The sequence below is a fragment of the Sorangium sp. So ce124 genome (assembly GCF_051525235.1).
Classification (GTDB): Bacteria; Myxococcota_A; Polyangia; order Polyangiales; family Polyangiaceae; genus Sorangium; species Sorangium atrum.
Window position 1 is genome coordinate 799216 of record NZ_CP150312.1, and the last position, 23106, is coordinate 822321.

At 70.1% G+C, this 23106-nt stretch carries 16 protein-coding genes; 13 read left to right on the plus strand and 3 right to left on the minus strand.

Annotation, left to right across the window (positions count from 1 at the left end; translation table 11 throughout):
* Nucleotides 1-229 precede the first annotated feature (229 nt).
* The 13 genes from WMF19_RS02940 to WMF19_RS03000 all read left to right on the plus strand — a co-directional run bounded on the left by WMF19_RS02940 (nt 230) and on the right by WMF19_RS03000 (nt 16189).
* The gene (locus WMF19_RS02940) at nt 230-586 is read left to right on the plus strand and encodes an NADH-quinone oxidoreductase subunit A (protein WP_272097619.1); all 357 of its coding nucleotides are present in this window, start codon (nt 230-232) and stop codon (nt 584-586) included.
* 26 nt (nt 587-612) lie between these two features.
* Entirely contained in the window at nt 613-1158 is a 546-nt protein-coding gene (locus tag WMF19_RS02945) for an NADH-quinone oxidoreductase subunit B (protein WP_437331076.1), read from the plus strand.
* Nucleotides 1155-1808, plus strand: coding sequence for an NADH-quinone oxidoreductase subunit C (locus WMF19_RS02950; RefSeq protein WP_437897699.1), 654 nt, complete (start codon nt 1155-1157; stop codon nt 1806-1808). The genes WMF19_RS02945 and WMF19_RS02950 overlap by 4 nt, the downstream gene beginning before the upstream one ends.
* Before the next feature lie 3 nt (nt 1809-1811).
* Nucleotides 1812-3026: an NADH-quinone oxidoreductase subunit D gene (locus WMF19_RS02955; RefSeq protein WP_272097622.1), complete on the plus strand. Its 1215-nt coding sequence runs from the start codon at nt 1812-1814 to the stop codon at nt 3024-3026.
* Nucleotides 3027-3105: 79 nt separating this feature from the next.
* Nucleotides 3106-4779: a 2Fe-2S iron-sulfur cluster-binding protein gene (locus WMF19_RS02960; RefSeq protein ID WP_437897700.1), complete on the plus strand. Its 1674-nt coding sequence runs from the start codon at nt 3106-3108 to the stop codon at nt 4777-4779.
* Nucleotides 4776-6542, plus strand: a complete 1767-nt coding sequence (locus WMF19_RS02965) for a complex I subunit 1/NuoH family protein (RefSeq protein WP_437897701.1) — start codon at nt 4776-4778, stop codon at nt 6540-6542. Before WMF19_RS02960 ends, WMF19_RS02965 begins: the two co-directional genes overlap by 4 nt.
* Before the next feature lie 11 nt (nt 6543-6553).
* Nucleotides 6554-7228, plus strand: a complete 675-nt coding sequence (locus tag WMF19_RS02970; protein WP_437897702.1) for a NuoI/complex I 23 kDa subunit family protein — start codon at nt 6554-6556, stop codon at nt 7226-7228.
* Between the two features lie 188 nt (nt 7229-7416).
* The gene (gene gatB / locus WMF19_RS02975) at nt 7417-8874 is read left to right on the plus strand and encodes an Asp-tRNA(Asn)/Glu-tRNA(Gln) amidotransferase subunit GatB (RefSeq protein ID WP_437327375.1); all 1458 of its coding nucleotides are present in this window, start codon (nt 7417-7419) and stop codon (nt 8872-8874) included.
* Nucleotides 8875-9030: 156 nt separating this feature from the next.
* Complete coding sequence (locus WMF19_RS02980) at nt 9031-9876, plus strand: lysophospholipid acyltransferase family protein (protein WP_437327376.1); 846 nt, start codon at nt 9031-9033, stop codon at nt 9874-9876.
* Nucleotides 9877-9981: 105 nt separating this feature from the next.
* Nucleotides 9982-13383, plus strand: coding sequence for a GAF domain-containing protein (locus tag WMF19_RS02985; protein ID WP_437897703.1), 3402 nt, complete (start codon nt 9982-9984; stop codon nt 13381-13383).
* Nucleotides 13384-14065: 682 nt separating this feature from the next.
* The gene (locus WMF19_RS02990; RefSeq protein WP_437897704.1) at nt 14066-14848 is read left to right on the plus strand and encodes a hypothetical protein; all 783 of its coding nucleotides are present in this window, start codon (nt 14066-14068) and stop codon (nt 14846-14848) included.
* Between the two features lie 78 nt (nt 14849-14926).
* Nucleotides 14927-15757 carry a hypothetical protein gene (locus tag WMF19_RS02995; protein WP_437897705.1) on the plus strand — a complete coding sequence of 277 codons (831 nt, stop codon included), beginning with the start codon at nt 14927-14929 and terminating at the stop codon, nt 15755-15757.
* Nucleotides 15758-15865: 108 nt separating this feature from the next.
* Nucleotides 15866-16189, plus strand: coding sequence for a hypothetical protein (locus WMF19_RS03000; protein ID WP_272097631.1), 324 nt, complete (start codon nt 15866-15868; stop codon nt 16187-16189).
* Between the two features lie 135 nt (nt 16190-16324).
* On the opposite strand, the gene WMF19_RS03005 is transcribed toward WMF19_RS03000, so the two are convergent.
* From WMF19_RS03005 to WMF19_RS03015, 3 genes are all read right to left on the minus strand, one after another.
* Nucleotides 16325-17419 (minus strand): RING finger protein, encoded by a 1095-nt coding sequence (locus WMF19_RS03005; RefSeq protein ID WP_437897706.1) that lies wholly within the window; start codon nt 17417-17419, stop codon nt 16325-16327.
* Nucleotides 17416-19839 (minus strand): DEAD/DEAH box helicase, encoded by a 2424-nt coding sequence (locus WMF19_RS03010; RefSeq protein ID WP_437897707.1) that lies wholly within the window; start codon nt 19837-19839, stop codon nt 17416-17418. The genes WMF19_RS03005 and WMF19_RS03010 overlap by 4 nt, the downstream gene beginning before the upstream one ends.
* Nucleotides 19840-19953: 114 nt before the next feature.
* A complete protein-coding gene (locus WMF19_RS03015; RefSeq protein WP_437897708.1) occupies nt 19954-21135 on the minus strand; it encodes a hypothetical protein in 1182 nt (393 codons plus the stop codon).
* Between the last annotated feature and the right edge of the window lie 1971 nt (nt 21136-23106).

Genomic DNA, 23106 nt, shown 5'->3' on the forward strand with positions numbered 1-23106 from the left:
CCGCCGACCGCCTCCATTGACACCCCCGCGGCGGCCGACTAGATCCGGCGCGGATTAAGCCGGGATCGCTCGGATTTTTGCTGCTTCAGGCAGCATCGCCGCGTCGCTCTCACCTTTTTGGACTGCATGGTTCGGGGCCGCGGGCCCCGAGGTCTCGCCCCGAGACGCCGCGCGCCTCGGCGAGGTGGTCGACCCCTCCCGGGGCTCGACACGTAGGAGTGCTCTCTCGATGGCCACCTACATCCCCCTGTTCCTGCTGTTTCTCGTCGCCGCGATCATCGCGCTCGCGATGTTCACGCTGACGTCGCTGCTCGGCCCGAAGAACCCGACGCCCGAGAAGATGATCCCGTACGAGTGCGGCAGCGAGTCGACGGGCGGGCGATTCGTCAAGCCAAGCGTGAAGTTCTACCTGACGGCGATCCTCTTTGTCGTGTTCGACATCGAGGCGGTGCTCATCTACCCGTGGACGGTCCAGTTCCGCTCCCTCGGGTGGACGGGCCTCGCGACGATGAGCTCGTTCATCGCGCTGCTCGTCGTGGCGCTCGTGTACGTGTGGAAGAAGGGAGCTCTGGAATGGGAGAAATGAAGGCCGGTGGGCCCTCGACGCGGGTGATGGAGGGCTCCGAGCACGGCTTCGCGACCACGCGCGTGGACGCGCTGCTGAACTGGGCGAAGAAGTACTCGCTGTTCCAGTACCCGTTCGTGACGGCGTGCTGCGGCATGGAGTACATGGCGATGGCCAGCCCGCGCTTCGACATGGCGCGGTTCGGCGCCGAGGTGCCGCGCTTCTCGCCGCGCCAGGCCGACCTGCTCTGGGTGGTGGGGACCATCAGCCAGCGCCAGGCGCCCGCGCTCCGCCGCATCTACGAGCAGATGGCGGACCCGAAGTGGGTGCTCGCCTTCGGCACGTGCGCCTCGTGCGGCGGCTTCTACGACAACTACACGACCGTCGCCGGCATCGACAAGGTCATCCCCTGCGACGTCTACGTGCCCGGCTGTCCGCCGCGCCCAGAAGCGGTGCTCGACGGCCTCATGCTGCTCCAGGACAAGATCGCGCGCGGCGATCGCACGCCGGCGATCGTCAAGCCGCGCGAGGACCCCGCGCAGACGACGGAGCAGCTCATCGCCCTCCAGCGCAAGGAGCGGAGCCTGCCATGAGCAAGAAGGTCCTAGAGCTCCTCACGGCGCAGTTCCCGGGCGCCGTCCTGGAGACGCACTCGCAGTTCGGCGACGACACGGCGGTGCTCGATCCCGCCGTGTGGCGCGACGCCGCCCTGTTCCTCCGCAACGACCCGCGGACCCTGATGAACATGTTCGTCGACCTGACCGCGGTCGACTACCTCTGGCGCGGCGACGTGCCCCGCTTCGAGGTGGTCTGCCACCTGCGGTCGCTCGAGCGCAACCACCGCGTCCGGATCAAGGCGCGCGTCGGCGACGAGGAGGGCAACGGCGCCGAGATCGACTCGATCGTCCCGGTGTGGAAGGGCGCGAACTGGTTCGAGCGCGAGTGCTACGACCTGCTCGGCATCGTCTTCAAGGGGCACCCGGATCTCCGGCGCATCCTGATGTACCCGGAGTTCGAGGGGCACCCGCTGCGCAAGGACTATCCGGCCAACCGCATCCAGCCGCTCATCCCGTTCCGGGACGTGCCGAACACCGGCAAGCTGCCGCCGTTCGGCCCCGACGAGGGCATGAGCTTCGGCCGCCAGTCGCACGACTTCGCGCTGCGCGGCCCCGGGGCGTCGATCGACGGAGACGAGGCCGTGAGCAACGGCAAGCGCGCGGGCGCGCTGGAGGAGCGGAGCTGACCCATGGAACCCCTGGATCGCGAGCTGGACGAGGCCGAGCTCGACCTACCGAGCGAGCCGATGCTCCTCAACATGGGGCCGTCTCACCCGGCGATGCACGGCACGGTGCGGATCGTGCTCGAGCTGTCCGGTGAGACGATCAACAAGGCCGACGTGCAGATCGGCTACCTGCACCGCGGCTTCGAGAAGATGTGCGAGCGCGGCACGTGGTCGCAGGTCTTCCCGTACGTCGACCGGCTCAACTACGTCTCGCCGATGCTCAACAACGTCGGCTTCGCGCTGGCGGTCGAGAAGATGCTCGGCGTCACGGTGCCCGAGCGCTGCCAGTACTACCGCGTGATCCTCGGCGAGATGGCGCGCATCTGCGATCACATGATCTGCAGCGGCGCCATGGCCATGGAGCTCGGCGCCTTCACGCCGTTCCTCTACCTGTGCCGCGCGCGCGAGATCTTCTGGGAGATCTTCGAGGAGGAGACGGGGGCGCGCCTGACGCACAGCTTCGGCCGCGTCGGCGGCATGGCGCGGCCGCCCACGGCCGACTTCAAGGCGATGGTCCGCGTGGGCCTCGCGCGCGTGCTCGCGCTCATCAACGACGCCGAGAAGCTCATCCTCAAGAACCGCATCTTCCTCGATCGCCTCGACGGCGTCGGGCAGATCTCGCAGGAGGACGCGCTCGCGCTCGGCTGGACAGGCGTCGTGCTCCGGGCGACCGGCGTGCCGTACGACGTGCGCCGGGCGAACCCGTACATGGTCTACGACCGCTTCGAGTTCGACGTGCCGGTCGGCACGCGGGGCGACAACTACGACCGGTTCATGTGCCGCCAGGAGGAGATCCGCCAGGCGGGGAGGATCATCGAGCAGGCGCTCGAGCAGATGCCCGACGAGGGGCCGGTCAACATCGACGATCCGCGCATCGTGCTGCCGCCGAAGGAGGAGGTCTACACGACCATCGAGGCGACCATCCAGCACTTCAAGATCGTCATGGAGGGCATCAAGGTGCCCGCGGGCGAGTGCTACTCGTACACCGAGGCCGGCAACGGCGAGCTCGGCTTCTACCTGGTGTCCGACGGCAGCGGCACGCCGTACCGCGTCCGCATCCGTCCGCCGTGCTTCGCCACGACGCAGGGGCTCTCCCAGCTCATCACCGGGCTGATGATCCCCGACGTCGTGCCGACCTTCGGCTCCCTCAACATGATCGGCGGGGAGTGCGACCACTAGCGACGGCGCGAGGAGCGCTCCCGTCATCGACTTAGGAAAGCAAGGGCCCTCCGCGGCCCCGCCGGGAATCGAGAGCACGATGCCTACGATCAAGATCGACGGAAGGGAGATCCCCTTCGAGAGCGGTGACACGATCATCCGCGCGGCGCACCGCGCCGGGATCGACATCCCCCATTACTGCTGGCACCCGGGCCTCAGCGTCGCCGCCAACTGCCGGATGTGCCTCGTCGAGGTGCTGCCGCCGCCGGGGCGGCCGGCGATGAGCCTCGACATCCTCCGCTGGGACGCGGCGAAGCAGGACTACGTGCCGGCGGCGAAGCCGAAGCTCCAGCCGGCCTGCCAGATGGCCTGCGCGAACGGCATGGAGGTGCTGTCCGACAACAGCGACCACGTGTCCGAGGCGCGCTCGGCGGTGCAGGAGCTCCTGCTCCTGAACCACCCGGTCGACTGCCCGATCTGCGACCAGGCCGGCGAGTGCCGCCTCCAGGACTACTGGCTGGAGCACCAGCGCAAGGGCAAGCGGATGCGGCAGGAGCCGGTGCACAAGCCGAAGGCGGTCACCTTCGGCCCGACCATCGTGTACGACGCCGAGCGCTGCATCGTCTGCACGCGGTGCATCCGCGTTTGCAACGAGCTCGCCCGGGATCCGGTGCTCTCCGTCCGCGAGCGCGGCAACCTCGGGGAGATCACGGTCTCGCCGGGGCGCGAGCTCGACCACAACTACACGCTCATGACCGAGCACGTCTGCCCGGTCGGCGCGCTCACGTCGCGCGACTTCCGGTTCAAGGCGCGCGTCTGGTTCCTCCGCAGCGCCCGGACCGTCTGCCAGGGCTGCGCGACCGGCTGCAACGCCTACCTCGACTACGATCCGCGCAACAACACGCCGTACCGGCACCGCCCCCGCGAGAACATGGCGGTCAACACGTACTGGATGTGCGACGAGGGCATGCTCTCGTACCGGCACGCGGTCGAGGGGCGGCTGCTCACGGCGCTCGTCGGCAACGACGACGCGAGCCTCGACGACGCGCTCGCCGCGGCCAAGGAGCAGCTCGCCGGCCACGGCGACGACCCGTCGAAGGTCGCGATCGTCCTGTCGGCGCAGCACTCGAACGAGGACAACTTCGCGCTCTACCACCTCGCCACGACGTACCTCGGCGCGACCGACTTCTTCGTGTCGGGCAAGCCGCTCGGCGAGGGCGACGACATCCTCATCAGCGAGGACAAGAACCCGAACACCCGCGGCGCCGTGCAGATCGCGGCGGCGACCCCGCCGCGCCCGGTCGCGGAGCTGCTCCAGGGGATCGCGTCCGGGCACTACGCGTACGTGGTCGCCCTCGGGTCGGACCTCGAGGTCGACGCGGGCGAGGCGCAGCGGGCGTTCTCGCGGCTGAAGGGGGTGGTGACGATCGCCGCCCACGAGGGGCCGCTCGCGAAGGCCGCGCGCGTCGCGCTGCCGGCGTGCTCCTGGGCCGAGGCCGAGGGGACGTACGTGAACGGGAAGGGCCTGGCGCAGCGGAGCGAGCGGGCGCTGCTCCCGCACGGCGACGCGCGCCCGGCCTGGGAGCTCATCGGCCGGCTGGGGCGCGCGCTCGGGTACGAGACCGGGTGGAAGACCCTGGCCGAGCTCCGCCGCGCGATGCCGCCCGGCGCGGCGCTTGGTGGAGCAGCCGCGCCCGCCGCGGCGCTCGGCGCGGTGCCCGCCGTCGCCGACGGCGCGCGGGTCGAGCCGAAGAAGACGGAGGCCACGGCATGACCAGCGTCGAGCTCGTTCTCGCGATCGTCAAGATCCTCATCGTCGTCCTGTTCCTGCTGAACATGGCGGCGATCGCCACCTGGGCCGACCGGCGCCAGGGCGCGATGGTGCAGGACCGCGTCGGCCCGAACCGGGCGGTCGTCTACCTGCCGTCCCTGGTCGTGCGGGGCATCGTGTTCTTCCCCCCGGCGCTGCTCGCGGCGCTCTCCGTGTTCACGGCGACGCGCCCGGCGTCCGCGCCGGCCGCGGCCGAGACGATGGTGGCCGCCGCGCAGTTCGCGGTGGCCGTGGCCTGGCTCGGGCTGATCGTGTTCTGCGCGTCGGCCCGCAGCGGCGGCCCGATCAACCCGGCCGAGGAGGCGCTCGCCCGCGTCGAGCCCCGCGGCATCTTCTACGGCGGCGTCATGGCCCACGTCGCGGTCTTCTTCCTTACGCAGGCGGTTCCGCTCTCGGCGGCGCCCGTCGTCGCGCGGATCGCGTGCGTGCTGCTCGGCGCGCTGCTCCTCGTCACGGGCGCCTACGCGGCCCTGCGCGTGCCCGAGGGCAAGATCCCGCTGCGGCTCCTCGGCACGCTCCACGCCGCGGCCGACGCGATCAAGATGATCTGGAAGGAGGACTTCATCCCGAAGAACGCCGACCGGCTCCTCCACTCGCTCGCGCCGCTGCTCGCGATGTTCCCGGCGCTCGTGACGTTCGCGGTCATCCCGTTCGGCGACAAGCTCTGCTTCGAGGACAACGGCGACGGGGTCTTCGGCTTCGGGGACCTCCCGCTGCTCAAGCGGACGGTCGACCAGGCGTTCACGTGCAGCGGCCACGTCGTGAACCTCCAGGTCGCGGACCTCAACGTCGGCATCCTCTACATCTTCGCGATGGCGGGCACCGGCATCATCGGCGCCGCGCTCGCCGGCTGGGCGAGCGACAACAAGTTCTCGCTGCTCGGCGGCCTGCGCGCCGCGAGCCAGATGGTCAGCTACGAGGTCGCGATGGGCCTCAGCGTCGTCGGGCTCTTCATCATCTACGGCAGCGTCCGGCTCGGCGACATGGTGCAGTGGCAGGCCGAGCACGCGTGGGGGATCTTCGTCCAGCCGCTCGCGTTCATCCTGTTCCTCGCGGCCCTCGCGGCCGAGACGAAGCGCATCCCGTTCGATCAGCCCGAGGGCGAGAGCGAGATCGTCGCCGGCTACTTCGTCGAGTACTCCGGGATGAAGTTCGGCATGTTCATGACCGGCGAGTACGTGGAGCTCATCACGTCGAGCGCGCTCCTCGTCACGCTCTTCTTCGGCGGCTACCACCTGCCGTTCCTGGACCGCGACGGCATCAACGTCGCCTTCGGCGACGCGACGCTCTTCCAGTACAAGATGACCCACTTCGCCGTGAGCCTGACGTACGTGCTGGCGTTCTTCGGCAAGACGATCCTCATGGCGTGGGTGCAGGTCTTCTTCCGCTGGACGCTGCCGCGCTTCCGTTATGACCAGGTGATGCGGCTCGGGTGGACGAAGCTCCTGCCGCTCACGATCGTCAACATGATGGTCACGGGCATCGTCGTGCTGGCCGTCGACTCGGCGCCCGCGGGGCTCGTCGGCGGTCTCCAGGTCGCGGCCGACGTCACCCACGCGATCGTCGCCGTGGGCGGGTTCGCGGCGGTCGTGGCGCTGATCGCCGGCCTCCTCGAGCCGGTCGAGCGCCAGCGCACCGTCAACTCCACCTCTTCCCGGTTCGCTGCCGCGGCGGGGGGCACCAAGGCGTCGCCGCAGCAGGCGTAGAGGAAAATCTCATGGCGAGAGCTACCCCCAGCAACACGTGGACGAAGCCGGCCGGCCGGCCGATCGCCGGCAAGCCCATCCCGCGCCCGACCCGGAGCGCCGACGTCCAGGCCTACATCCCCGAGATGGTCAAGGGCCTGGGGATCACGATGAAGCACTTCTTCAAGAACACGAAGGAGATGGTGCTCGGCCAGAAGCCCGACCCGGTGCTGAACGCGCTCGAGCCGGGCGTCACGACGATCAGCTACCCCGAGGAGAAGCGCCCCTACCCGGAGCGCTTCCGGGGCATCCACCGGCTCACGCTGCGCGAGGACAACTCGCCCCGCTGCGTCGCGTGCCTCTGCTGCTCGACGGCGTGCCCGGCGCAGTGCATCGCGATCGAGCCGGCCGAGTACCCCGACGGCGATCGGCGGAAGGGCTACGAGCGGTACCCGAGCAGCTTCGTCATCGACGAGCTCCGCTGCGTCTTCTGCGGCTTCTGCGTCGAGGCGTGCCCCGTCGACGCCATCCGGATGGACACCGGCCTCCACGCGGTGCCCTACGACTCGCGCGAGCAGTTCATCTACAGGCGCGATCTCCTCATGAGCCTCTCCGATCGCTCGGGCTCGCGGCTGACGGCGAACAAGCGCCACGAGCCGGGCGACCCGACGCACCCTGGCCTGTCGCGCGACCACGCGGATCACTGAGCCGGGCATCCCCCGGCAGGCCGCCGCGCCGCCTGGCGCGCGGTGGAGCCGGCGCGCTCCTGAACCCTATATCCATCGTCTGCGCAGCGGAGCCGGCGCGCTCCTGCCCTGTTCCCGCCTGCTCCCGGGCGGCGTAGCCCGGGCATCTCGCCTCTCGTCCGGCCGAGGTTCTGCTAGAAGGGCGGGTCATGGCGACGACGTACGGCTCCTTCGAGGCGGTCATCGGGCTCGAGGTCCACGCGCAGCTCCTCACCCGGACCAAGGCGTTCTGTGGCTGCGCGACCAGCTTCGGCGACCCGCCGAACACGCACACGTGCCCTGTCTGCCTCGGTCTCCCGGGGGCGCTCCCGGTCCTGAACCGCGAGGCGGTCCGGATGGCGGTGAGCGCCGCGCTCGCGCTCGGCTGCGCCGTCCAGGAGAGCAGCGTCTTCGCGAGGAAGAACTACTTCTACCCGGACCTGCCGAAGGGGTTCCAGATCAGCCAGTTCGATCGGCCGCTCGCGCTGCGCGGCCAGCTCGAGATCGAGACCGAGGCGGGCAAGACGCGGGCGGGGATCACGCGCGTCCACATGGAGGAGGACGCCGGCAAGAACCTCCACGGCATCGGCGGCCTGTCGGTCGTCGATCTCAACCGCGCCGGCACGCCGCTCATCGAGATCGTCGGCGAGCCCGATCTCCGCTCGGGCGCGGAGGCGGCCGAGTACCTGAAGCGGCTGCGCGAGATCCTGATGTTCATCGGCGTGAACGACGGCAACCTCGAGCAGGGCAGCTTCCGCTGCGACGCCAACGTCTCGGTCCGCAAGGCGGGGGAGACGAAGCTCGGCACGCGGACGGAGCTCAAGAACATCAACTCGTTCCGCTTCGTCGCCGAGGCGATCGATCTCGAGATCCGGCGGCAGATCGCGCTCATCGAGCAGGGCGGCCGCGTCCGGCAGCAGACCCGCGGGTACAACGCCGAGAAGAAGGAGACGTACCTCCTCCGCGACAAGGAGAACGAGTCCGGCTACCGCTACTTCCCCGAGCCGGATCTGCCGCCGCTCGTCGTGGACGAGGCGTTCCTCGCCGACGTGCGCGGCGCGCTCCCGGAGCCGCCGGCCGACAAGCGGCGCCGCTTCACCGAGTCGCTCGGCCTCACCCCGTACGCGGCGTCGGTCCTGACGGGGCACCCGCAGATCGCGGCGTTCTTCGAGGAGGCCGCGCGCCTCCACGGCGACGCCGTCAAGGTCGCGAACTTCGTCCAGGGCGAGGTGCTGCGCGACACCCGGACGGCGGGGCTCTCGGCGACGTTCCCGGTCGCCCCCGGGCAGGTGGCCGCGCTGCTCCGGCTCGTGGACGAGGGCGCGATCAGCGGCAAGCAGGCCAAGGAGGTGTACATGGAGATGGCCGGCACGGACCGGGCGCCCGGCGACATCGTCCGCGACAAGGGCATGGCCGTGATGAGCGACGCCGCCGCGATCGAGGCCGTCGCCGCGTCGGTCATCGCCGCGAACGAGAAGCAGGCGGCGGCGTACCGCGCCGGCAAGACCGCGCTGTTCGGCTTCTTTGTCGGCCAGATCATGAAGAAGACGGGGGGCAGCGCGAACCCGGCCGTCGTGAACGATGTGCTGAAGCGACTGCTCGAGGGAGCTCCCGCCACGGGCGGGTGACGGCTCTTTCTCCGAGCGCAAGCGTGAAATAGGGTACCGCCGGCAGGCGCTCTCGCCGCGCGATCCGGGGCGCGCCCGGCGCCTCCGCCTCGCTGAAGCCCTCGTTGAACGATCGCCCCGCCTCCGATCGCCCCGAGCGGGCAGGACATCCGACGCATGGTCAGCGCTCGTCCACTCGACGCCCTCCGCTTCCCTCTCCGCACGGCCGGCTTCGTCGGCCTCACCTTCGGCATGTACGGCCTGCTCGAGGTCGACACAGCGATCTCACCCGCGGCCGACCGCGAAGTGGTCCTCCACACATGGATGCGCCGGTACGGGCGCGCGCTCCTGAAGCTCTACGGGCTCGACGTGCGCGCGGGCGGCCTCTTCCAGGGTGAGCTCGCCTCAGGGCGCGCCGCCGGCGCGGCCGATCCGGCGGGCGCCGGGTACTGCCCCGGACGCGACGCTGCCGGGGTCGGCCGGCTGTTCGTGATGAACCACCGCTCCGCGCTCGACATCATGATCACGCTCGCCTTCTTCGAGGCCACGGTCGTGAGCCGGGCCGATCTCGCCGGATGGCCGGTGATCGGCATGGCGGCGCGCCGCGTCGGAACGCTCTTCGTGGACCGCTCCAGCAAGCGCAGCGGCTCTGCGGTCGTCCAGGCGATGTGCGCCGCGCTCAAGGGCGGCCGTGGTGTGATGGTCTACCCCGAGGGGACCACGTTCTCCGGAGATGAGGTGCGGCCGTTCCGCGCGGGCGGCTTCACCGCGGCCTGCCGCGTCGGCGCGGAGATCGTCCCTGTGGGGCTCGTGTACGGCGGCGCCGAGTCCTCCTACGTCGACGAGTCGTTCACGGCGCACATGGCCCGGGTGAGCCGTGCGCGACGTATCCCGGTGGCGATCGAGGTCGGCGCGCCCATCGCCACGGTAGGCCAGGACGTCGGCGAGGTGCGCGACGAGTCGCACCGCGCCGTCCAGGCGCTCGTTCACCGCGCCCGCGCGCGGCTCGTCGCCGACGGTTAGCCGCCGCGCTCTCTCCTGCGCCGCTGGCTTCTGCGATCGGCCCTCGCTACGATGCGGGCCGCCGGCGACCCCATGGAGCGTGAAGGCAACCCTAGCGAGACCGCCATGGCATGGCAGGTCCTGAAGCCGCCCCGCGGAGGGGCGATCCATAATGAGCTGATGTTCCTGGCGGACGCGAGCGAGCAGCTCACCGGATCGCTTGACCCTCATACGATCCTCGAGCGGCTCGCGCGTCTGTCGGTGCCCTACCTGGCGGACTGGTGCACGGTCGATCTCATCGAGCGTGGCGCCGCGGACGCCATGGGCCTTGTCGGCTCGGTGCCGCCGCCGCCGCCGCCGTCGAACGATCCCACGTTCGTGGCCGGGGCGGACGGGTTCGACCCCGCGCCCGTGGCGGGCATCTATGCGGCCCGGCGCCAGCGCGCCGCCGCGGACTCCGACAGGGCGGGCGCCGCTCGGGCGGGCCACGCGGGCGCGGCGCGGCAGCGGTTCTGCCGGGTCGCCGCGAAGCACGTGAACCCCGAGCGCGAGGGGCTCCTGCGCGCGATCTCGCCCGACGCCGAGGAGCGCCTCGGCATCGCCAAGGTGCTGCACAGCGGCGAGTCCGAGCTCTTGCACGAGCTCGATCGCGACAAGAGCGAGGAGGCCGCCGAGCGCGCCGCGGCGCTGGAGCAGCTGGGCACGCGGTCGGCGATGGCGGTGCCGCTCATCGCGCGCGGCCGCAAGCTCGGCGTGCTGTCGTTCGGCGTGTCCGAGTCGAACCGCATCTACTCCGCGGACGACCTCGTGCTCGCGGCCGAGCTCGCGCACCGCGTGGCGCTGGCGCTCGACAACGCCTACCTCTACCGGAAGGCGGAGGAGGCGCGCCACGCGGCGGAGCGGAGCGCGGACCGGGCCGCGTGGCTCTTCGCGGTGACGGCCGCGCTGTCCGACGCGATCACGCCGCCCGCGGTGCTCCGCGTGCTCGCGAGCGACGTCGTCGCGGCCGCCGGGGCGATGACCGGCGTGGTGGCGCTGCGCGCCGGGCTCGGCGGCGAGCTCGAGACGGTGCGCTCGACGGGCTACCTCGAGGCGCAGATCGCGCGCTTCAAGAGCTTCGACCTCGGCGCGGAGCTGCCGCTCGCGCGCGCGGTCCGGGAGCGCCAGCCGATCTTCCTCGAGTCGGAGGAGCGCTTCGGCGAGTTCGAGCCGGGCTTCGCGTCGTGCTGCGTCGCGACGGGCGAGCGCGCGTACGCCGCGATCCCGCTCTTCCTCGAGGGGCGCGTGCTCGGCGCCGTGGGGTTCGGCTTCTCGGCGCCGCAGTCGTTCTCCGAGGACGACCGGGCGTTCATGCTCGCGCTGGTCCAGCAGAGCGCGCAGGCGCTCGAGCGGGCGCGCCTCTCCGCGCTGCAGACGGAGGAGGCCATGCACCTCTCGCACGAGGTGCTGAAGCAGATGCCCGAGGCCATCCTCGTCACGGACGTCGAGGGCAACATCCGGTACTGGATGGGCGAGGCCGAGTCGATCTTCGGCTACCTGTCCGAGGAGATCGTCGGCAAGAGCATGGCGCTCCTCCACCGCGAGGACGTCCGCGAGGAGAGCACGGCCCGGATCCTCCAGCAGATCGAGGACGCGCGCACCTTCGTCGGCGAGGTCCCGTGCGTCCGGCGCGACGGCTCCGAGGTGCCGATCGAGATCACGGCCTACGCGGTCCACGACCAGGAGGGGCGCCCGCTGTTCCTCGTCGGCATCCACCGCGACATCACCGATCGCAAGCGGGCCGAGGAGGAGCGCGCCCGGCTGATCCGGGTGCAGGCGGCGCGGGCCGAGGCGGAGGAGGCGGCGCGGCGGTTCGCGTTCCTGGCCGAGCTCAGCACGGCGCTGGCTGCGTCGCTGGACTTCACGGCGACGCTCCAGTCGCTCGCGCGGCTCGTCCTGCCGGTGCTCGCCGATTTCTGCCTGGTCGACATCGACGACGGCCTCGGGCTGCGCCACGTCGCGGCCGCGCACGTGAGCCCGCTGAAGGAGCCGCTGCTCCGGTACTTCCACCCGAGCCGGGTCGACGGCGAGCCGGGCCCCGTGGCGCGCGTGCTGCGCACGGGCCGGTCGGAGCTCTACGCGGACGTCCGCGGGGACGTGCTGCTGCACGAGGCGATGACGAGCGAGGAGGCCACGGCCAACCGGACGCTCGCGCCGCTGTCGTACCTCGTGGTGGCGCTCCGGGCGCGCGGGCGGATCCTCGGCGCGATCTCGCTCGTGTCGTCGGAGTCGGGCCGGTTCTTCGAGCGGTCCGACGTGGCCTTCGCGGAGGAGGTGGCGCACCGGGCCGCGCTGGCGCTCGACAACGCGCGCCTCTACCGCGAGGTGCAGGACGCCAACCGGCTGAAGGACGAGTTCCTCGGGACGGTGTCGCACGAGCTGCGGACGCCGCTCAACGCGATCCTCGGCTGGGCGAGGATGATGCAGGCGGGCTCGCTCGATCGGGTCGCGGAGACGCGGGCGCTGTCGGCGGTCGAGCGCAACGCCGAGCACCAGGTGACGCTCATCGACGAGCTGCTCGACGCGTCGCAGGTCGTGACGGGCACGCTGAAGATCGAGCGGCTCGCGGTGGAGCTGACGCTGCCGGTGCAGACGGCGGTCGAGTCGATCCTCCCGTCGGCCGCGGGCAAGGGCGTGGCGATCGAGACGAGGCTCGATCCGGAGGGCGTGTTCGTCGAGGGCGACCCTGCGCGGCTGCAGCAGGTCGTGTGGCACCTGCTCTCGAACGCGGTGAAATTCGCGCGCCCCGGCGGGCTCGTGCAGGTGCAGCTCTCGCAGGACGAGCGGTTCGCCGAGGTCAGGGTGATCGACGACGGCGAGGGCATCTCGGCGGACTCGCTCCCGCACGTCTTCGAGCGGTTCCGGCAGGAGGACAACAGCGGCGCGCGCCGGCACGGGGGCCTCGGGCTCGGGCTGTCGATCGTGCGGCACATCGTCGGGCTGCACGGCGGCATGGTGCGCGTGACGAGCGCCGGCCCCGGGCGCGGGACGACGTGCACGGTGCAGCTGCCGCTCTCGACGGGCGCGACCGCGACGGCGCTCACGAACGCGGGGATCGCGCCGGATCCGCGCAACCCGTTCCCACGGCTGACCGGGGTGCGGGTGCTCATCGCGGACGACGATCCGGATACGCTGGCGATGCTCTCGGCGGTGCTGCGACGCTGCGGGGCCGAGGTCAGCACGGCGACGTCCAGCAACGAGGCGCTCAAGCTGCTGGAGACGTCGGAGCCGGCGCTGCTCGTCGTCGATATCGGGATGCCGGGGGAGGACGGGTACTCGCTGATCCGGCGGGTGCGGGATCTGCTGCCGCGCAAGGTGGGGCGCACGCCGGCGCTGGCGCTGACGCCGTACGCGCGGACCGAGGACCGGGTGCGGGCGCTCGCGGCCGGGTACCAGATGCACGTGCCCAAGCCGATCGAGCCGATCGAGCTGGCGGCGGCGGTGAAGTGCCTGGCGACCGGGTTCATGCCCTGGTCCCGGGACGAGTGAGTGAGGGAGACCGGGTTCATGCCCTGGTCCCGGGACGAGTGAGTGAGGGAGAGACGGGGGATCCGGGGGGACGCGCCGGGGTGGGGGTGTGCGCGGCAGCGCGCGGGGGGCGCTGGCCATCCGCCAAGACGGGGGCGGGGGAGCTTGCGCATGAGACACCGCCCGGCATGTCTCACTTCGGGCCTTGCCCTTTGAGACGTTTTGTTGCGCGCCACATAAGGCGCGCCTGGGACGTGGAGCCTGCTGGGACCTTATGGCACCTCGTTCGGTGCTCCAGCGCGCCCCCCGCGCGCTGCCGCGCACACCCCCCCACCCCGGCGCTCACGGCCCTGACGCCCATGGCCCCTGGCCGAGGACGCTCTTGATTCGGTAGGGGCCGCTCGGGGAGCACGGCGGCTTTCATTCGAGCGCCGATGTCGCTCGCCTCACGTCGGACGTCAATGGTTGTCTCGGGGGCGAGGGCAAGTTGTTGCCGTGGCAAAGTGTTGCCTTCAGGGGAGGGGCCGCCGGGCAAAGTGTTGCCCATTCTTCCGGTCCCGCGTCCGTGAGGCTGGGTTTTCGATTGGCATTCTGGTTGCAATTCTGGACGCAGCATCGCCCGGATCCCATGACGTGCGTCGATGCGCGGCGCCGGCGGGTCCACGCGAATGTACGCGGATTTCTCGGAGAGGAGAGCATCGCCATGGCCACGCCCTATCAGATCAACATTGCGATGGACCAGAACACCTTCAACGCCCTGGAGGCGGGCGGATTTTATCTGTATGGATTCAAGGGGGTGCAGACGAGCATCCAGGGCGGCGCGCCGCTCGTGTGGTTCCAGACCAAGACCTTCTCCCTGGATACCACCATCTCGTGGGAGGAGCAGTATCAGGGGTACACCTCGCAGAGCGCGATCATTCCCGGCGGCAAGATCAAGGCGAGCGCGTCCTACGACATGAACCTCAGCGACATCCTCCAGGTCACGAGCCCGGCGGGCACGGGCACGGTCGTGACCGGTGGAACGCAGAACGCGATCTCGATCGCGAACCAGACCACGACGCAGATGGTCTGCGGCATCTCGCAGGTGCAGTCGGTGAGCGGCAGCCCGGTGGCGACGCCCCTCTGCGCCTTCCCGCTTTACGGCAACATGCTGGATGTCTTCGCGCCCATCCAGCTCGTCTTGCTGGAGTTCGCCACGACGGCGGTGAACACGGGGACGGTCATCTTCCAGGCGTTCAGCCAGGCCGCCCTGATCAACCTCACCAGCGAGCCCGAGGTCTCGTTGAGCTTCGACATCAACACAGGCTGGAACTCCAGCGGCAACCCGAACGTACAGCTCGTCCCCGCGGGCGCCAACCTCGCGCCGCTCCTGCTCCAGTCGTCCGCCAGCCTGAACCGAAGGATCCTCGCGGCGCAAAGCGCCCACGCGCCGGCGCAGGAGGCGCGCCACGCCTCCCGCAGCAATGGCGGCCTGATCCAGGCCTGACGTGGCGCCCGCGGGGCGACCGGCTGCCGGTTCACCCTCCGCGGTCGGGCGACGAGCGCGACGCGGCAAGGAGGCCTCATGCGACGACCTCTTCGTGGACAGGCAGCGCTCGTCGCCGCGTCGTTGCTGTCCCTCACGTGCGGCACGGGTCTCAGGACGCTCGACGAGCGGCCAGGCGCGGCGACATCGAAGGCCGCGCGCGTCGACGAAGCCGCTCCGCCCACTTTCCCCTCAGCGCCGACCGAGAGACGGCTGATCGTCTCCATGAGCGCCGAGACGGCGAGCGCGCTCGCCGCCTCGGCGATTTCGCTGTACGCCTTCAAAGCGGTGGGCGCGGAGGACGCCGCCGGCGTGCCGCTCGTGTGGTTCCAATCGAGGACCTACTCGCTCACAACGACCCTGTCGTGGGCGGCGCTTTATCGGGCCTACACCGCGACCCGCACGCTCCTGCCGTCTGCCCGGGTGGACGCCTCGGCCTCGTACGACATCGAGCCTGGACAGGCGCTCTACGTGCAGGAGCCGACGGGCACCGGGGTCGTGCTCCTCGGGGGACCGGCGAACGCCGTTTCGATACAGAACGATACGTCGACGCCGTTCACCTGTGGCCTCGCGCAGCGCCTCGGCGAGACCGCCGCGCCCATCGCCTCCTTTCCGCTCTATGGCAAGACCCGCCAGGTCTTCTACCCCATGGAGACGGTGCTCCTCGTCGTCGCGGCGTCGAGGCTCCGCCCCGGCGACCCGGCCACCACGTCGCCGGGGCCAGGCGTGCTCGTGGAGCTGGGCCAAGAGAGCACCCGCCGGCTCGCGTTCGAGATCAATGAGGGGTGGAGCTGGGGCTCCGAGCCGTGGGCCATGGCCGTGTCGGCCGGCGCGGACATCCTCGCCCTGCTCGTCGTCCGGAGCCCCTGAAGGACGATGTCTTGGCATTGACGTTGCTATTCGTTGCTATTCACTGCCATCGCGTGTTGCACCGGCACGACCTGTTCGTCGTGCCTTTATACAAGACAGGAGACAACCATGGCCGTCGTCAATATCCCGCCCAATCAGGTCATCTACAAGCTCGGCCCCATCCCCGGGACGATGCACGTCTACAACACCGGCAACCCCGGAGGCGGCGCGACCACCTACAACATCACCATTCTCAACGTCGGTGTCTGGACCGACGTCGTCATCCAGACGGGCCACACCGACACCTACCAGCCCAACGGCAACGTCGTCTTCGTCCAGAACCTTGGGCCGAGCAGGCTCCAGGTCCTCTACGTGGAGAGCGAATTGACGGTCGAGCAGGCGGGCGGTCGCTCCGTGAAGGAGTTCCCCGTGCTCGACGCGCCCGCTGGCTAGTCCGGGAATCACCAGGGGACCGAAGCGAAAAGGGCACCGTCGCCAGGGCCACCTGGGATCGGAGACCGAAAAGGGAACCGCGGAGCAGTTCGGGGCAACCGTGGAGCGGTTCGGCGACGGCGGCTGGACAGGTCCTCAGCGCCGCTTCGCGCACGCCGGGCACGCGATCCTGCCCTGCGCGTTCGGCGCGCACGCCTCGCAGAGCAGGTGCATCCGATCGTCGCACGCCGCCGGCCGCGCCGTCGCCGCGGCGCACGCCTCGCACGTGAGCCTGTCCAGGCTCGAGGCGCCCGCCGGAAGCCGCACGACGATGTCCCGCGACTCCTTGCGCCGCCGGAGACGCATGTTCACGAGCGCCGCCGGCACCTCGGCGCTCACCAGCGCGGCGACCGAGCACGTCACCTTCGCAGCGAACCGCGCGGGCAAGGCCTCGAGCTTCGCGTTCCGCTCGGCGACGAGGTGCGCGACCTTGGCCTCGACCGCCTTCGGATCCGCGCGCCGCCGCGGCGCCCGCGCCTCGGCGATCAGGTCCGCGAAATACGACACGATACGATCGTGATCCCGCGCGTGCCTGCGCTCGACCTCGCCGAGCAGCGGTTGCACCGCAGCGCGCACCGCCCGCTCGGCGCGGAGCGCGATCCAGTCCGCCGTGCGATCGTCCGTCGAGAGGGGCAGGGCGCTCGGGAGCACGAGGGCGCTCGGCCAGGCGAGATCCAGGTGCGCGCCCACCGCAGCGTCCGGCTCGCCGCCGTCATGCGCGTTCAGCACGACCCGCACGAGCCCCTCGCGCCGGTCGTCGGCCTCGACACCATGAGCGACGCTGGCAGCGATGTAGACCGCCGTGCCCGCGGAGATCTGGCCGGGCTCACAGAGCCCGTTGCGCAGCGCGAAGCGGTCCGCGGCGGCCCGCACGTGGGCAGGACGCGGCGGATCCGCGGCGAGCCGCACCGAGGTGGACACGGGCCGCCCGCGCGCCCTCGCGATCAATCGCTCTAGCAGCGTCGAGCCAAGGCCGCACGCGACGTCCCCGTCCCGATCGGGGTAGAGCGCGAGGGCGCACTCCTCCGGGACCTCGATCTCGGCCGCGAGCTGCGCCGGCAGGAGCGCTACCGCCCGCGCGTCGTCCCGCTCGGCGAGCGCTCCGGCCTCCGCGAGCGCCTCGACAACGAAATCGAGCGGAGAAGGCAGCGCGCCCTCCGCGGGCGAGGGCATCCCCAGCGCCGCGGTCACGCCTCGTAGTCCTTTCCAAAGAGCTTGGCGTCGAGGCGCTTCACCTGCTCGTAACGCCCGCGCGCCGCGGCGAGCTCCTCGGCGATGGCGTCGAAGCCGCTCGCGATCTCCTCCTCCGAGCGCGACGTCGCGTAGAGGGCGACAATCCGCTCCTCCAGGTCGCGCTCGTCCGCCATGTTGCCAAGGACCATATCCATCTCGCCCACGACCAGCTCGAACAGGTGCAGGCGGCGGTCGAGCAGATCGAGGACACGCTCCTCGGCGGTGCCGCGCGCGCAGAGATTGTAGACGCGCACCTCCTCTCGCTGGCCCATCCGGTGCAATCGCCCGATCCGCTGCTCGATGAGCATGGGGTTGTAGGGAAGATCGAAGTTCACGAGGACATGGCAGTGATGGAGGTTGTGCCCCTCGCCGCCGGCGTCGGTGGACACGAGCACACGCGCGCGGCCGTCGCGGAACGAAGAGAGCGCCGCGCGCTTGTCTGCGGCGGAGAGGCCGCCGTGGAACGCCACGGGCTCGACGCCTGCGCCGCGGAGCGCGGCCTCGATGTACGAGAGAGAGTCGCGATACCGGGTGAAGACGAGGATCTGCTCGTCGTGAGCGCGCGCGAGATCGACGAGCGCAAGGCCCTTCCGGGACGCGTGGACCGAGGCCGCGAGCTCCGCGAGGGCGGCGAGCGCGGCGCGCAGCGCGGGGACGCGCCGCTCGCTCGCGCTCATGCGCTCGAGGCTGCCGCGCACCGCGGCGGGGCTCGATCCGGCGCCGAGCAGGAGCGTGGAGGCCAGCATCCGGGAGCCGGCGTCGGCCCCGTGTGCGCGCACGAGGGCGAGGACGCGGTCGTAGAGCTCGCGCTCCTCCGGGAGCGGCTCGACGATCGCCGTGCTCACGTAACGGGGCGGCAGCGCGAGGCCGCTGTCGGCGCGGGTATTACGCACCATCACCTCGGCGAGCAGGGCGCGCAGCCGCTCCCGGTTCTTCGGCGACAGCGGGTCCTTCGGGTCGACGAACTGCGCGCGGAAGGCCGCCGGGGTCGCGAACTGCCCGGGCTTGAGCAGCGTTACGAGGTTGTAGAGCTCCTCGAGATCGGTCTCGATCGGCGTCGCCGTGAGCATCAGGAGGAACCGGCTGTGCAGGCCGTCGACCAGCTTGAACCCCGCGGTCGTGCGGTTCTTGACGTGATGGGCCTCGTCGACGATCACGAGGTCCCACGAGGCGGCCTGGACGAGCGGCGCGTGCTTCGCGCTCCTCGCGAGGGCGAGCGACGCGACGACCACGCCCTCATCGCGCCAGAAGGCCTCGGGATCCGCGGTGCGCGCGGCGTCGTCGGTCGTGCGCGCGGCGATCCCGGCCTTCTCCGCGAGCTCGCCCGTCCACTGGCCGACGAGCGCAGGGGGGACCAGGACGAGCGCCCGCCGGACCATCCCGCGGAGCTGGTACTCGCGCAGGATCGCCAGCGCCTCGACCGTCTTGCCGAGCCCGACCTCGTCGGCGAGCAGCGCGCGCCCGCGGAACACGCGGAGGACGCGGCGCGCGGTCTCGATCTGGTAGCGGTGCGGCTCGACGCCGGTGAGCGCGGCGAGCGCGAGCAGCTCCTCGAACTGCTCTGCCGAGGCGAGCAGGTGGGCGCGCAGCGCGTGGCTCACCGCTGCGAGCGAGGACGGCGGGCCCGCGAGCCGCTGGAGCAGCTCGGATCGGTCGAGGCCGGACATCAGGAGCGGTGCCGGTTTTCTGGGCGGCGGGGCCGGCAGAGGAGCCGGTTCGGGCGGGGGCGCCGCCTCCACCACGCCGGAGGCGGCGGGCGCCCGGGAGGCGGGCGGCCGGGAGGCGGGCGGCCGGGAGGCGGTGGGCGGCCGGGAGGCAGCGGGCGGCCTGGAGGCGGCGGGCGTAGCGCGCAGGCCGGCGGCGCGGGCGCGCGCCGGGCGCTCCGGGGTCGGGGTGGTGGGGGGACTTCGTGGCGGCGCAGCGGGCGCTTCGGTCCGTCGAGCCCGCGCGGGTGAGCGGGCCTGAGCGCGGGTGACAGGGCGCTCCGGGGGCGGCGGCCGCTCCGCGCGATGAGCCAGGAGGAGCCGCTGGACGTCGTGACGAAAGACGAGCTGCCCCAGCCGGCGCGGGATACCGATGTTGCGGTCGATGCAGAACGTGCTCGCGTTGTAGGCAAGGAACGCTGGATCCGCGCTCGTCGATTCGCGCATCCGCTCGATGAGCGCGCTGCCCGCGAGCGCCTGTGGAAGGCCGTGCGCGAGGAGAAGGTCATGCGCCTCGTCGAGCGTCAGCGGCTCCTGGTGCGACCGGCCCGAGAGCGCGAACGCCAAGGTGAAGAGATCAGCGCCCGAGAGCAGCCGACTGGCCGCTTCCGTGGCGAGCAGCCAGTTCACGTCGCTTGCGGAGATCGACGTGATGGGCGTCGTCGAGACCTGCATGACTCGGCCGCGTGTATCCCTCCAGCTCCGGGATGTCGAGGTGCGATGGGCGCGAGAACGGCGAAAACAGGACGATTATTTTTGGAAATTTGACGCCCCTGATCGGAATGCGTCCTAGATCTTCCGGCGAAGCCACCGCGTGAAGGGGTCGAGGAAGGTCCGTTTCCAGTGGACGTTGAAGTACACGTCCGCTTCGCCGAGCTCGGGGTTGTGATCGATGGTGACGGACGCGGCACGATCGAAGAGGCCGGCGGTGTCGAACATGGCGGGGCCGAAGCCGGTGCCCTCGACGTAGATGAGCACGTCGCCGCGGAAGGCGGAGAGGTTAGAATAATGGCTCGCGTCGCGCCCAGAGAGCCCGCACGCGAGATCGCGGATGGCGGCGAGGGAGCCGTAATTGTCGAAGAGGGGACCTACGAGCTCGAGCCGGGACTGGTCGCTATACACGAGGCTCTGGGTCTCGAAATCGGCGACGGTGCGCACGAACGAGGGCGTCGGGGCGAGCGCGCCCGGAGGGGGCGGGGCGCCGAAGACGAGCAGCATGGCGAGCTGGTTGGTCGTGCCCGGCGGGAAGATGGGCAGGGGGAACTCGCCCTGGGGATCGGCGGCGGCGCCGCGCAACGCGAGCCCGAGGACGGCGATGCTGGGATCGTAGGTCGAGCCCGCGGCGAGCGCCCCCTCGAGGTTGCTGCAGATCGCGTCGTTGTGCGCGGCGATCTCCGGATCCTCGGTGTAGAAGGTGCCCTCGTAGAGAAACACGCCCGAGAAGGCGCGGGGCGCGCGATTGACGAGCGCCATGGCCGTGTTGGCGCCGGCGGAGAATCCTCCGATGACGGGCCGCGCGCCGGGGTTCTGCGAGCGCACGAGGGAGAGCGCGAAGAGCCCGTCGTTCGAGAGGGTGTCGAAGCCCCAGTCGGCCATCACGCTGCAATCGGCCGCGCCGGACTCGCACGCGCCCGGCGGGAGCTCGGTCCTCCGCTGGTCGACGAGCCAGACGTCGTGGCCGGCCATGGCGAGCTCGCCCGCAGCGGACTTCGCGTACCTCCCGGTCTCGCTGATCTCGTAGAATTCGCCCGGAAATGTGAAGGGGCTGAAGAGGATCACGGGCTCGCTGCAGCCGCGGCCGGCCCCGCGCCTGCTCACGTGGATGATAGAGAATCGATCGAGGGGGCTGTCCCCGGCCTCCACTTCGTAGACCACCCTCTCGAGCGATGGATGCGGTCGCGTGACCTCGACCGAGGCGATGTCGTACGCGCCGAAGGCGCTGCCCGCGAGAAATCCGAGCCATCCCAGCATAGGCGCTTCCCTCCATGGGAACGGGGTGAACACCACGATGTTCACCGTGGTGCTTCGAGCGGCGCTCGCTGCTCGAAGCGTCCATCTTCCGCTCGCTCGCGCGCGGACGCTTCTATGAAATGGACGAAAGCGTGCGGCGTTGCCGCGTGTGGATGCTGGTGGCGTGTGATGATGTGTGCGATGCGCTCGGCAGAATCATGGGTCCACGGGCCTGGCTTCGGCCGAAGGCACCACCTGCATCGTCGCCGCGGAGAGGCTCAACACAGGCTGGCGCCGCTGCGTCCTCGTCATTGTGCGAGGGAGCTGAGCGTCGAACGCCGGCGAGCTCGTTGGTGAGCAGCGCCTGGAAGGACGAAGGACGCTGTGCTCTGTCTGCCGGAGCGGACGTGATGGGCGCGGTGCGTCTCGATGGTCATCCCGCGTCCTGTGGGGCGCGCTTTCCGATCCGCTGGAGGCGCGCTTGACCTCCGCGGTCATCCACCACGACCCAAGGAGCCCCTGGGTCGTACGCCGTGACGCCCCACATCGGCAGCGGTGGCCCTTGGGTGATTTCAGCAAGACCGTGTCGCTTCATTTCCTCGCCGACGGCCGTCAACCTATAGCGAGCCTCTAGCATAGGTGGTCTGTCCGTCCTATAGGGCACACTCTCCAGCGCGGCCTCAGGCCCACGGTGCTCGGCCCACTGGCGCAGCCGCATGGCGAGAAAGCAATCGCCGATGCGCACCCCCCAACCATTACGCAGCTCTTCGCCAGCCGACGAACGGTGCATAAATACGTCCGCTGGCGTCAACCAGTCTTTATCGAGACACGCGAACAAGAGCTCGTCAACCCAAGATAGGGTGAGCGCGCGACCGTCCACCCGAGGAAAGAATGCAGCTTGGTGGGTGCCCAGCTCTACAAGATCCTTCCGCACTCGATCTGCGCGCCCACCCTCGGTGGCCAGCACCGGAGACCGACCGGATAGCTTTCGCCAGGAGCGCGCCATGTGCTGGACGCGCGTCCGAGGTAGAGCGCGCGCGTCGTCCAGACCGCGGCGAGCGTCAGCCGGCTTCACGTGGACGAATCCACGGCTAAACCCGTCCTCCGGCGCATCTCCCAGGACGACGATGTCGAGATCCGGGTGCTCGGGCCGATGGCGGAGCCTCCACGCGCAGAGCGCCCACAGCATCAGCCTATCCCTCCACAACCCGGACGTCCACACGACGATTCGCTGACGCGACTTCACTGCGCCGATAAGATCATCAAACGACGAACGAAATCGTGTCCTTTCCCGCCCCCGAAGTTTCCAATAATCGCATCGCCGCTCACAATGGTCTTCGGGATCGGACGCGCACGGCCCCTCCAGCACATTATCGCGCACGAAACGCACAGGAAGGCGAAGCCCGCGCCGGATCGCTTTCCGAATGTCCTCATTTGTAGTAAAGTGGATAGTCATTGAAATCTCAGAATAGACACTTTTTGCAGCTAGGCGACGGTGGATCCCCGGACTCGCATCGTCTATAGCAGGTTCGACACTTCGTCTCGCCTGGGTCTCCAGAATTTGGACTTGCACAAGACCGCCACGGAGCGCGGTCCATGCAATCCTGATACTTCTCATCGCAGCTTTTATTGCTTGTCCGCTCGCAGCCCTCTCGACAGCCCTTGTATCTAGCGTATGCGCTATCCCGACACGCTGTCCGCTGCGCTTCATCCTCGATCTTTCCACACTGAATATTGTCAGACTCGGAGTCCGCCTCGCATTTCTCCTCGCATGGCGTCTGGCTCGCGATGTTACAGACGGGAGGAGAAGGCGGATCCATGTCCTGCGGCTCCAGCGGCGGCACAGGCCCGAAGCCTCCCGACCCTGTCGAGCCGAATCCGTAGCCGCCGATCCCTGTCGCGGTGATGATGACGCCGCCGGCGCCGCTCTCGCCCTCACTCCGGAGGTAGCAATCCCCGACATCGAAGTTGCACCCCGCTAGACCGAAACAT